Here is an 11,700-nt window from a genome sequence, read left to right on the forward strand (position 1 = left end):
GCCATCCTATTGTTTTGGCCAATCTTGATAGAAGGACGCGTGCATGTTTCAACTTTATACAGGCAACCGGTTAGAGGATTTAGCCGTTTTGCTGGCAAAAATTTTATCCATTTCACCACCTGATAACCCTTTTGACGACGAGCACATCTTAGTGCAAAACCCAGGAATGGCGCAGTGGCTCAAAATGTTTATTGCCGACTCTCATTCTATTTCAGCAGGGCTCGCTTTTCCTTTGCCCTCTACGTTTGTCTGGAATACTTTTAAGCAGACTCTCAAGGATATCCCATCACAAAGTGAATTTAATAAGCCCTTTCTAGTCTGGCGTTTGATGCGTTTGCTGGACACTCGCCTTCAAGAGCCAGAATTTCAAGCTTTACATTGGTATCTTGAAGAAGACGACACCCAGATCCGACGTTTTCAGTTGTGCAGCAGTATTGCCGATATTTACGACCAATACCTTGTTTATCGGCCCGATTGGATTAAGGTCTGGGAGGCAAATGATCAAAGTGATCCAGTGTTAAACGCTTTGTTTGAACAGCAACCTTGGCAAGCGATTTTGTGGCGCGACTTGGTTGCCGATGTCAGTGAGCAAGGGACGTCTCTTTATCATCGTGGCAACCTAATTGAAGCATTAAAAGAAGCCTCGCAATCCTCCTCTCGACCGACCGGTATTCCCGAACGGATCTTCATTTTTGGCGTCTCCTCTCTGCCTCCTAATACCCTAGAGTCATTACGTGTATTAGCAGAATCAGGCTGGATTGATGTGCATCTTTTTCTACAAAACCCCTGTCAGTTCTATTGGGGTGACGTGGTGGATAAGCATTACTTGGGCCGTCAAATTAAACGTCAAAACCTAAAGCCAGGCTTAAGCACAGAGACTCTGCATTTAGATGCCAACCCTTTACTGGCCAGTTGGGGGCGATTAGGGCGCGATTATATTGCGCAGTTGCAAGACATGGCTGACGACGAGTTAGCTGTCTTTGAAGACTATCTAACCACTCAGTCCGGTACATTACTGCACTGGATACAGCAAGATGTGCTGACACTTGAAAACCACGGCTCTCAGCAAGAAAGAGACAGCACAATAACACGCGCAGACTATCGTCACCTTATTGATGAGCAGGATCAAAGCGTACGCATGCATTTGTGTCACAGTGCTTTACGTGAAGTGGAAGTGTTGCACGATCAACTTTTGGATATGTTTGAAAAAAACTCAGATTTAACACCGAAAGATATCATTGTTATGTTGCCAGACGTTAATGCTTACAGCCCTTTTGTGAAAGCGGTCTTTGGTCAAGGCAAGGGTGCAAAGCGTATTCCTTTTGCTTTGATTGACCAATCAGGGGGAATGGAAAACCCTGTTGTGGACGCTTACTTGTATTTGTTAGGGCTGGCTGACAGTCGTTTTACACTGTCTGAATTGATCAGTGTGTTAGAAGTGCCTGCCGTTTTGGCGCGTTTTGAGTTAACCGCGGAGGAGCTTGAGCGCATTCGCCAGTGGGCCTCTGAAGTAGGAGTCCGTTGGGGGTTAGACGGAAGAACGGCACAGCATCACGACCTTCCGGTACAAGAAACCCATACATGGCTTAATGGTGTTCGACGCATGTTACTTGGCTATGCCATGGGGCACGATCACATCTGGCAAGATACCTTAAGTTACGGTGATGTAGAGGGCTTAGAAGCCTCTGTTGCCGGTAAACTGGCCGAGTTTATTGTGGCGATTGAAGACACACAAACCGGTTTAATGAAATCGTTAACGCCAAACGAATGGATTGAGACACTGTATTCTTTGTCAAAGCGGTTCCTTTTATTGGACGAAGACGACTCGTTTGACACCTTGCTGACCACACAGCTTGATGCATTAACGCAACAGTGGCAACAAGCGCATTTTGAGGCGGTATTAGATCAACAAGTGGTACGACAATTATTGTCGCCTATGTTACAAGAATCCCAAGGTGGTCAGCGTTTTCTCGCAGGACGAGTGAATTTTTGTACTCTGATGCCGATGCGCTCTGTGCCCTTTAAAGTGATTTGTGTGTTGGGTTTAAACGAAGGCGATTACCCGCGAAGTGTCGCGCCGGTGGGTTTTGACCTCATGGTTGGACAGTATCGTAGTGGTGATCGAAGCCGACGGGAAGACGATAAGTATCTCTTTCTGGAAGCTTTAATGTCAGCGCGAGATTGCTTTTACCTCAGTTACGTGGGGCGCAGTATTCAAGACAATAGTACGAAAAACCCTTCTATTTTAGTCAGTGAGTTACTGGAATACATCGGTCAAAGTTGTGTCTATCGCGAGGATCAAGCGCTGTTACCAGAGAAAGCACAAGCGGCTTTGTTGGAAAAATTAATGGTCGAGCACCCGCTGCAACCCTTTAATTCAGCTTATTACACCGCTCCTAATCAAGAAGGTGTCACCTTAGAACCTTCACGATTGTTTAGTTATGACAAGCAATGGCTACCTGCTTTGTTGAGTGTGAAAATTGAACGAGATACTAAAATAACGCCGCTAGAAGGGCTAGAGCAGTCACATTTGACGTTAGCTTTGGATGAGTTGTCGCGTTTTATCACTCACCCCGCACGATACTTTACGCAACGTCGGTTAAAAGCCTATTTAAGTGTTAAGTCAGAGGAGGAGTTAGAAGACGAACCTTTTGCTTTGGATAAGCTAGCAGGCTATCAGCTTCGCGACGAACTCTTGCAGTCCATGTTAGAGGGCGGTGAGGAAGCATTTATCCAACGCTTGTCGTTGATGGGGGCATTACCTTATGGCGCGATGGGGCGCTTGGCATTGAAGCAAAGCCAAAATCAATGTCGGCAGTTATGTTCGATTTTGCAAGGTTACGCCCTTGAAAGCCAAGCACCCATTGAAGTGAATGTGAACTTAGGCAGTTTGGTATTGCAAGGATGGGTCGATTTACCTACCACCACTACTCGCCTGTCTTATCGACTGGGTGGTCTCTCTTCTTATCAAACCATGTCGTTTTGGATTGAACATCTGGCGCTATCGGCCCAAGGCACCCCTAAAGAACATCATCTTATCAACTTAACCAAAGAGGGCGTGTTGGAACAACGGGGTTTTATGGCCGTGTCTCAAGCCGAAGCGAGCCAGTATCTTTTGGATATGTTGGCGCTCTTGCAAACCGGTTTGTGTCAGCCTCTAATCCTGCCATCAAAGAGTGCCGATGCGTGGTGTAAGAGTTTTTGTGCGAAGAAAACCTATGAAAATACCGACAAAGCTTGGGAAAAAGCCTTCAAAATATACCACGACAATGACAGTGCTTTTACCGAAAGCGAAGTGAATGACGCTTACTGGCAACGCTATTTTCCTAATCTAAACGATCATCAAGATCTTTTTGTCAGTCTGTGTGAACAGGTCTGGTTGCCAATGCATCGTCATTTGGAGGTATTTGAATGAGTACATTAAATAAGCCTTTATCCTCGGGTGAATTGACCACAGAAATGCTCGACGCATTGACCTTTCCGTTATTTGGTAAACGCTTGATAGAAGCCAGTGCGGGGACCGGAAAAACGTACACCATTGCCAATTTATATTTGCGCTTGTTGGTGCCAACAGGACAAGAAGAGGATTTAGATCACCCTTTAACGGTCGATCAAATCCTGGTCGTGACCTTTACGGAAGCGGCTACCGCAGAGCTAAAGGCGCGGATTCGTGCGCGGATTCGAGTCGCACGCAAAGCCCTGATGTTAAAAACCAGTCAAGATGCTTTTTTAGTGGACTGGATGGGTGCAATGACCGATGTGCAACAGGCCGACGCGATCGAAAAATTGCTTTATGCAGAAAAACAAATGGACGAAGCCGCGGTGTTTACCATCCATGGTTTTTGTCAGCGTATGTTGAGTCAAAATGCCTTTGAAAGTCGCATGTTGTTCCAGCAAAGTATCGAAACGGACGAACAGGCTCCGCTTTTGTTAGCGGTAAAAGATGTCTGGCGCAGTGTGTTTTATCCGTTAGATGACACGAAAGCGGCGCTGATTCAGCCGATTTGGTCATCGCCTGAGGCGCTACACAAAGACCTTTATCTATTGAATAGCCAACCCGATGCCAAATTGGTGGTGCCCGATTACGATTGGGAAAGTGCGTTGAGCCATGCGCAAACCGTGATGGTTAAGGTCAAAGCCATGTGGCTGGCAGAATCGCAAAATATTATTGATGCCCTAGAAAACAGTGGGATTAAGCGTACTTTTTGGAGAAAAGACCCTTCCAAAGACATTCAGTCAATCAGTGCATGGGCGAATTCATCCCGTTTTGAATTGGATAAAAGCCTCGAGAAATTTGATGCAGCGGAACAAAGTCTGAAATTAAAAAAAGGCGGTGAACCGCCTTGTCATGAATTTTTTACTTTGGTGCAAGTATTGCGCGACAGCTTCCCAGACTCAGGGCGATTAAAAGCCGTATTGCTGGCGCAACTCTGGCAGAAAACCCAAGAGCGCATGATGCGTTGGAAGCGCAGTACGCAATCGCTTACTTTTACTGACTTGCTTACTTCTCTCGATGCGGCGTTGGCAAAAGATGAGGCAGGCAAACTGGCGCAACGTATCCGACACCTGTATCCGATTGCGTTAATTGATGAGTTTCAAGATACGGATGCCGTGCAATATCGTATTTTCTCGACCATTTACCAGGCCGCCACTACCGACCAAAACGCGTTAGGTCTGATCATGATTGGTGACCCCAAACAGGCAATTTATGCCTTTCGTGGTGCAGATATCTATACTTACTTAGCCGCTAAGAAGCATGTTCATGGTGTGTATTCTCTGGCAACCAATTACCGTTCGTCCGCTGCCATGATTCAAGCAGTAAATGGTTTATTTAGTACGCAAAAAGCCCCTTTTCGCGTACCGGGCATCCCTTTTGTTGAAGTGCAAGACCGTGGTGTCGAAGGGGGGTTTAGGCGCCAAGGGGAAACCCAGGCTGCGTTGCAATTTTTGTATTTAAAAAGTGATGAGCCGGTTTCAGCCAAAGAGTACCGGATACAAATGGCGGAATCTTGTGCGGCCCATGTCCATGGCGTGTTATTAGAAGGTCAAAAAGGCACGACTTTTATTGGTGAACAAGGGGTAAGACCCAAAGATATTGCCTTGTTGGTGACAAACTTTACGCAAGCCGATGCGTTAAAAGATGCCCTGCGTCAGCGAGGTATCGCCAGTGTGTATTTGAGTGATAAAGGCTCAGTGTTCGAAACGGTCGAAGCGCGCGAGTTGTTAATTGTACTGACGGCAATCTTATCCAATGGGCAAGAGTCCAAGCTTCGTTCTGCGTTGGCGACCCGTTTGGTGGAATGGTCGTTAGAGGAACTGGACACACTGAATCACGACGATGTGGTATATGAAAAGTGGGTTCAGGCGTTTCGTCATTACCTAGAGGTTTGGGATAAGCAAGGTTTATTGCCTATGCTGCGTGAGTTTATGGAAGACGTGGCTCTGGCGACGAATATGCTCAGCCGATTAGGTGGTGAGCGCCGTCTGACCGATTTCTTGCACCTAACTGAAAAGCTTCAACAAAAGTCACTTGAGCTGGATTCAAAAGAAGGTGTGTTGCGTTATCTGAAACTGGCGCTGCAGAATCCTAACGGCGACAGTGATGAACAGAAAATTCGCCTTGAAACCGACGCTGAGTTAGTGCGGATTGTCACCATTCATAAAAGTAAAGGCTTGGAATACCCCATTGTGTATTTGCCTTTTGCTTTTACACCGTATCGTGATCAAGGTTCTTCGGCTTTGTATCATGATCATGAAGAGCAGCTGTGGATTGCAATCGATCCAGAAGAAGAGCAAAAAGAGCAACATAAAGAAGAGTTGTATGCGGCAGAAATACGTTTGGCGTATGTGGCGTTAACCCGTTCAAAAGAAGCCTGCTTTATTGGCGTTATGGAGGTGGGTAAAGCGGCGACGCAAAAAAACAGTGCGAGTTCTGATGTTCATTTAAGTGGTGTAGGGGCTTTGATTGCGGAGGGTGAGCGGATGGAAGCTGGGGACTTGTATCCGAGTTTGCAAACATTATGCGAATGTTATTCCACCAAGCAAATGATGCTGGTGGATCTTTCGAGCAGTCCTGAAATCTTGCCTCGATTTGAGATGCTGTACACTGCGCCCAGTTCGCCTCAAGCCCGTCTTTTTTCTGGTCGAGTAGAGCGTGACTGGTGGGTAGGCAGCTACTCGTCTTTGGTGGTAGAAGAAAAGGGTCACCAAGATGAAAGCTTGCCTGGCTTGGATGAAATGACACAAGTGGCTGACCCTCTGGCGTTAGGTGAAGAGGGGGACACGCAGGAGAAATTAGAAAAAGACAGCACGCCTGAGCCTGATCGGTTCAACTTTCCTAAAGGGGCCAATCCAGGCACTTTTTTACATGACACACTGGAAGGCAAAGCGTTACAGAGTGTCGTGTCTGATCCCACGTTTAAGGATTTGTTAAAAAACAGTCACCAATCGTTAATGGCACAATTTTACCAACGTCACGATTTTGGCGACTGGCAAACGGTGCTGGAAAATTGGTTGCCAGATATCATCAACACAGAGCTGATACCGGGGATGAGTTTGGGACAATTGTCCCCTAAAGCGTGCCGTAAAGAGCTGGAGTTTTTTATTCCAGTAGAAGGGATGAATGCTTTGCAACTTGATCGCATTGCAAGGAAATATGATGAGGTTTCCCGAGTGGCGCCAAGCATACAAGATCGCCCGTTAAGAGGGATGTTAAAAGGCTTTATTGATTTATTGTTCGAATGGCAGGGTCGTTATTACGTATTAGACTACAAGTCCAATTACTTGGGAGACAGCACTGACGACTATGAGCCAGACAATCTAGTACAGGCCATGGCTGAGCACAGATACGACCTTCAGTATCAGCTTTATACTTTGGCTCTGCACCGACTTTTGAAGCAACGTTTACCGCATTATGACTATGACAAACACGTGGGTGGCGTTCTCTATTTGTATTTACGTGGTATGACGGTAGGACAACAAACTGGGATTTTTCAAACGCGTTTACGTCTTGAGCATGTGAATGCGCTCGATGAATTATTCCGTGGTGAGTTTTCCAACAACACCCCAGAGGAGGCAGTGCAATATGGACTTTTCTAATCAACTTGATTTATTAAATGCGCTAGATCAACCGGCACTTTCTGATCAGAAGCATGAGTCTGATTTGCTGACTCTGTCTTTTTTACAGCGTAAAGGGGTTTTGCGACCGATTGATCGGCAGTGGGTTGAGCAATTAAGTGAAAAAGCTGGGGAAGACCGTTTCGCTGTTTTAATCGCCGGAGCGTTGTGCAGTGCTTACTTAGGTGAAGGGCACATTTGTATTGATTTGGCGACACTCTGGAAGACACCACCGGAAGGCATTGATCGAGCCCGATTTTATCGTTCTTTTACTGCAGAGGGATTAGACAGCGTATCAAGTTGGTGTGAATTGCTCGCAAGCAGTACGCTTGTTACGTGCGTTGATGAATGCACAGGGCCTACTCAGCGGCCTTTGGTATTAAAGGGAACGAGACTGTATTTATTTCGTTATTACCAGTATGAACAACAGGTGTTGCAGTATCTCAACCATAATATGACGGTGACGCCTTTTGATGTGGATGCAAATTTACTTGCGACACTTTTTCCTAACCCGATCGTTCACGATCATGTGGATTGGCAAAAGGTCGCTGTGGCGAACGCCGCGAGCTTGCCTTTTTCTGTGATCAGCGGTGGGCCGGGAACCGGAAAAACCACCACTGTCACCAAGCTTTTGGCGTTGCTGGTGGCGCAGTCTTTGGCTTTTTCTGAATCGGCGTTAAACAAACCATTACGGGTTGAATTAGCCGCGCCAACCGGCAAGGCCGCTGCGCGGTTAACGGAATCCATTGCGAAAGCCAAAGCGTCTTTGCCTTTAGATGACCGCATAAAAAGTGCGATTCCAGAACAAGCCACAACACTTCATCGGTTGTTAGGCAGTGATTTTGGCCGCAGTCGCTTCAAGCACAATAAAGATAACCCCTTACATTTGGATGTTCTTTTGGTCGATGAAGTGTCTATGGTGGATTTGCCCATGATGGCGAAACTGATCGATGCCTTGCCATCTCATGCCCGTTTGATTTTACTGGGCGACAAAGACCAACTTGCTTCCGTCGAAGCGGGCAGTGTGCTTGGTGATTTATCCGCCGGTATTGAGAACGCTTATTTTCAGCCAGAATGGGGGGCTTATTTGACCAAGCTGACGGGTGAGAACCTAATGCCTTTCGCCCGCTCTTCTGCGCCACCTATTAGCCGAGCGTTGACCTTGTTGCGCACCAGTTATCGTTTTGATGCTAACAGTGGTATTGGGTATTTAGCGAAGTCCATGAACGCAGGGGACGCACAGGGAGTATTAAGGTGTCTTCAGTCTGATTTTGATGACATAGCATGGCGTGAGCCTGTAGAAGGTCAAAAGAGTGCAGATATTGGCACACTGGCAAAAGGCTACGACGATTATTGGGAAGCGGTGCGCGTAGGAAAGAATATTGCGGACTTGTATCAGGTGTTTTCGCGTTACCAAATTTTAACGGCGGTTCGCCAAGGGGAGTTGGGTGTTGAAAAAGTCAATGCTCAGTTAGAGCAGTATTTTTATCGCAGAGGGCGAATGAAAGACCCTCACGTCTGGTATCCCGGCAAAGCCGTTATGTTAACGCGTAACGATGCAGCCCTTGGTTTGTTTAATGGCGATATCGGTCTGTGCATGCCGGATGAGTCAGGTCGACTGCGTGTTTGGTTTTTGCAGGCAGATGGCGACTTTAAAGGGTTGCTGCCCAGTCGTCTAGGGGAGTTTGAGGTGGTGTTTGCAATGACAGTACATAAGTCTCAAGGGTCAGAGTTTGAGCGTGTTGCTTTGTTGCTTCCCTTGGTTCCTTCTCCTGTTTTAACGCGAGAGCTGCTTTATACAGGCATTACTCGGGCTAAATCAGAATTTACCCTTTGGGGGTCACGCCAATTGATTCGAACGGCAGCACAGACGCAAATAGAGCGATATTCAGGACTGAGCGACGCACTTTGGTGCCGGTGATATGGTTTTTTGTCGAATTGTGATCTTTTTGTGGACACTGTTTGCATTATTATTACGCATTATATAGTCTCTGAACTGTTTTGGTGCGAGAGTGTGGTGTGGATGTTTCCATTAATAGTGTATTTGTTTGTTTTTTAAACGAAATATATCTCTTTTTTGGCACAGTTTTTTCATATGTATTAACAGAGCAAAAAATCATCCAAGTCCTGTGATGATTTTTTGTCGCCTCTTATCTTCGCCATTATGTGTTTTATTACGCTGGCACCTGTCTCATTTTTTTTGATTCACGTTTTAAAGCTAATACGAAGAGACAGTCATAAGCATTCATTTTATATTTAAGGAAACTGTTATGAACAAAATACGAGAGACAGCACTGGGGCTTATGTTAGCTTCTAGTACCAGTGCTTTTGCAGAAGAAACCGGTTCGTTTAAAGAGACCGTTGCTTCATTCAGCAGTACAGTAGATGGCTTTTTTAGTGATTACACAGGATGGTTTGTCAGCTTAATCTTTAAGAGTGTACCGGTAGGCGAAGCCAGTTTTCCTCTTATTGTGGGTTGGTTGTTGTTCGCTGCGTTTATTTTTACGCTTTATTTTGGTTTTGTGCAGTTTAGACAGGTGGGTCTGGCGATCAATATTGTGAAAGGGAAATACACCGACCCCAACGCTAAAGAAGACGGTGAGGTTTCTCATTTTCAGGCGTTAACAACGGCACTTTCCGGGACGGTTGGTCTAGGTAATATCGCAGGTGTGGGTGCGGCTCTTGCCATTGGTGGCCCTGGTGCGACGTTTTGGATGATTCTATGTGGCTTGCTCGGTATGGCGTCTAAGTTCTGTGAGTGTACATTAGGTGTGAAATACCGAACAGTTCTGCCTTCTGGTGTTGTGTCGGGTGGTCCAATGTATTACCTAAGCCAAGGTCTAAAAGAAAAGGGTCTAGGCGGTTTAGGTAAAATTCTGGCCGTCGCTTTGCATTGACGTGTATTCTTGCTGCATTGGGTGCGGGTAACATGTTCCAAGCGAACCAAGCTCACGCCATGTTGTCTTATGCCTTTGATGTGCCAAGTGAGTTTGGCGTTATTACCGGCCTTGTTTTAGCGGCATTGGTGTTTTCAGTGATTGTAGGAGGAATGCCTTCTATTGCATCTGTAACAGAAAAAATTGTTCCATGGATGGCGGCTTTATACGTTGGTATGGCGTTGATCGTTATTATTTCGAATATTGGCCAAGTGGGTGCTGCGTTTGGGGCGATTATCGAAGGGGCTTTCACCGGAGCCGGTGTTGCCGGTGGTTTTATTGGTGCGCTTATCCAAGGTTTGAAACGTGCAACCTTCTCTAATGAAGCAGGGGTTGGTTCTGCTGCGATTGCTCACTCTGCGGTAAAAACCAAAGAGCCTATTACGGAAGGTCTAGTATCACTGTTAGAGCCGTTTGTTGATACGGTTGTGATCTGTACTATGACCGCTTTAGTTATCACTATTGCTGGTTTAAATGTGGGGCCATACGATGGTTCTGGTCTAACGGGTGTGACGCTCACTGCAGCGTCTTTCACAGAAACGGCGGGCATTTTTAAATACTTGTTGGCATTAGCCGTGGTATTGTTTGCTTTTTCTACGATGATTTCTTGGTCTTACTACGGTCTTAAATCATGGACCTATTTGTTTGGCGAAGGCAAAGGCCCTGAGTTAGCGTTTAAGCTTTTGTTCTGCCTTTTCGTAGTGATTGGTGCCACTATCCAGTTTGGTGCGGTCATCGATTTCTCTGACGCGGCCTTGTTTGCGATGTCTATTTTCAACATTGTTGGTTTGTACTTACTGATGCCTGTCGTGAAAAAAGAATTGCACTCTTTTATTGCTCGTGTGAAATCTGGTGAGATCAAAGCGTACAAAAAATAAAACAGTGACCTGGTGTGCTGTTTAACCACTTTGGTTTTCTAAAAGAGCCCACTTCGGTGGGCTTTTTTGTTGCGTTTTTATGTAAACACACACATGGGGTACTGAAATCATTATGAATGAGCACGATTCTTGTCTTGTCAGTTTGCAGCGTACTATTCTTAAAAATGGTCCAGAGTTTTTGTCCCATAAATTGGTGATAAAGGGGGATCTTGCTTATCTAAAGCCGACACTCAGCGCAATGTCGTTTTGCATGATTTATATCGTTGTGGGTGTTTTTTTGCTTGGCCTTGCTGTTCGTCTTTTGAGCTTTCCTGATCGTTATGATCTGGCGATTTTTCTGGGTGGCTTCGGTATTGCGATAGGGACGTTTGGTATGGCGCTGATCAAACCGTTTTTACGTCGATCGAGTTTTGATAAAGAAAAAAATAGCTTTAACAATCATAAAGATCGTAACGTGAAGCTAGGGCATATTGTGTCTTTGCAAATTAACAACAAGATTGTTCAAAGCAAACATGGCCTCAGCTATGGTTGTTATGAGTTGAATTTGCTGACGCAACATGGGCGTCGAATTAATATCTTAAACCACGGTGATGAACAGCAGTTACTGCATGATGCTGAGCAACTGGGGTATTTTTTACATGTTGAGGTAAAAGATTACCGACGGGAAATTATCTTATAGGGCTGGCGCTTTCTCTCTGTATTTTGTGCTAATGTAAGTGCGGATTTTGATATTACTTCATCTATTTTTGATATTGACTGATTATAGGAAA

General features: G+C 45.7%; 6 protein-coding genes. All 6 read left to right on the forward strand.

Annotation, left to right across the window (positions count from 1 at the left end; translation table 11 throughout):
• The first annotated feature begins 43 nt into the window (after positions 1-43).
• Positions 44-3,415, forward strand: coding sequence for an exodeoxyribonuclease V subunit gamma (gene recC, locus LG368_RS07100; RefSeq protein WP_226754038.1), 3,372 nt, complete (start codon positions 44-46; stop codon positions 3,413-3,415).
• Positions 3,412-7,098: an exodeoxyribonuclease V subunit beta gene (gene recB, locus LG368_RS07105; RefSeq protein WP_226754039.1), complete on the forward strand. Its 3,687-nt coding sequence runs from the start codon at positions 3,412-3,414 to the stop codon at positions 7,096-7,098. Before recC ends, recB begins: the two co-directional genes overlap by 4 nt.
• Positions 7,085-9,037 carry an exodeoxyribonuclease V subunit alpha gene (recD, locus tag LG368_RS07110; RefSeq protein ID WP_226754040.1) on the forward strand — a complete coding sequence of 651 codons (1,953 nt, stop codon included), beginning with the start codon at positions 7,085-7,087 and terminating at the stop codon, positions 9,035-9,037. Before recB ends, recD begins: the two co-directional genes overlap by 14 nt.
• A gap of 349 nt (positions 9,038-9,386) precedes the next feature.
• The gene (locus LG368_RS15475) at positions 9,387-10,013 is read left to right on the forward strand and encodes an alanine:cation symporter family protein (RefSeq protein WP_264193998.1); all 627 of its coding nucleotides are present in this window, start codon (positions 9,387-9,389) and stop codon (positions 10,011-10,013) included.
• Positions 10,010-10,930: an alanine/glycine:cation symporter family protein gene (locus LG368_RS15480; protein WP_264193999.1), complete on the forward strand. Its 921-nt coding sequence runs from the start codon at positions 10,010-10,012 to the stop codon at positions 10,928-10,930. The genes LG368_RS15475 and LG368_RS15480 overlap by 4 nt, the downstream gene beginning before the upstream one ends.
• 112 nt (positions 10,931-11,042) lie before the next feature.
• Positions 11,043-11,609, forward strand: a complete 567-nt coding sequence (locus LG368_RS07120) for a hypothetical protein (RefSeq protein WP_226754041.1) — start codon at positions 11,043-11,045, stop codon at positions 11,607-11,609.
• Positions 11,610-11,700: the final 91 nt, after the last annotated feature.

It is taken from the genome of Marinomonas algarum, assembly GCF_020532605.1.
Taxonomy (GTDB): Bacteria; Pseudomonadota; Gammaproteobacteria; order Pseudomonadales; family Marinomonadaceae; genus Marinomonas; species Marinomonas algarum.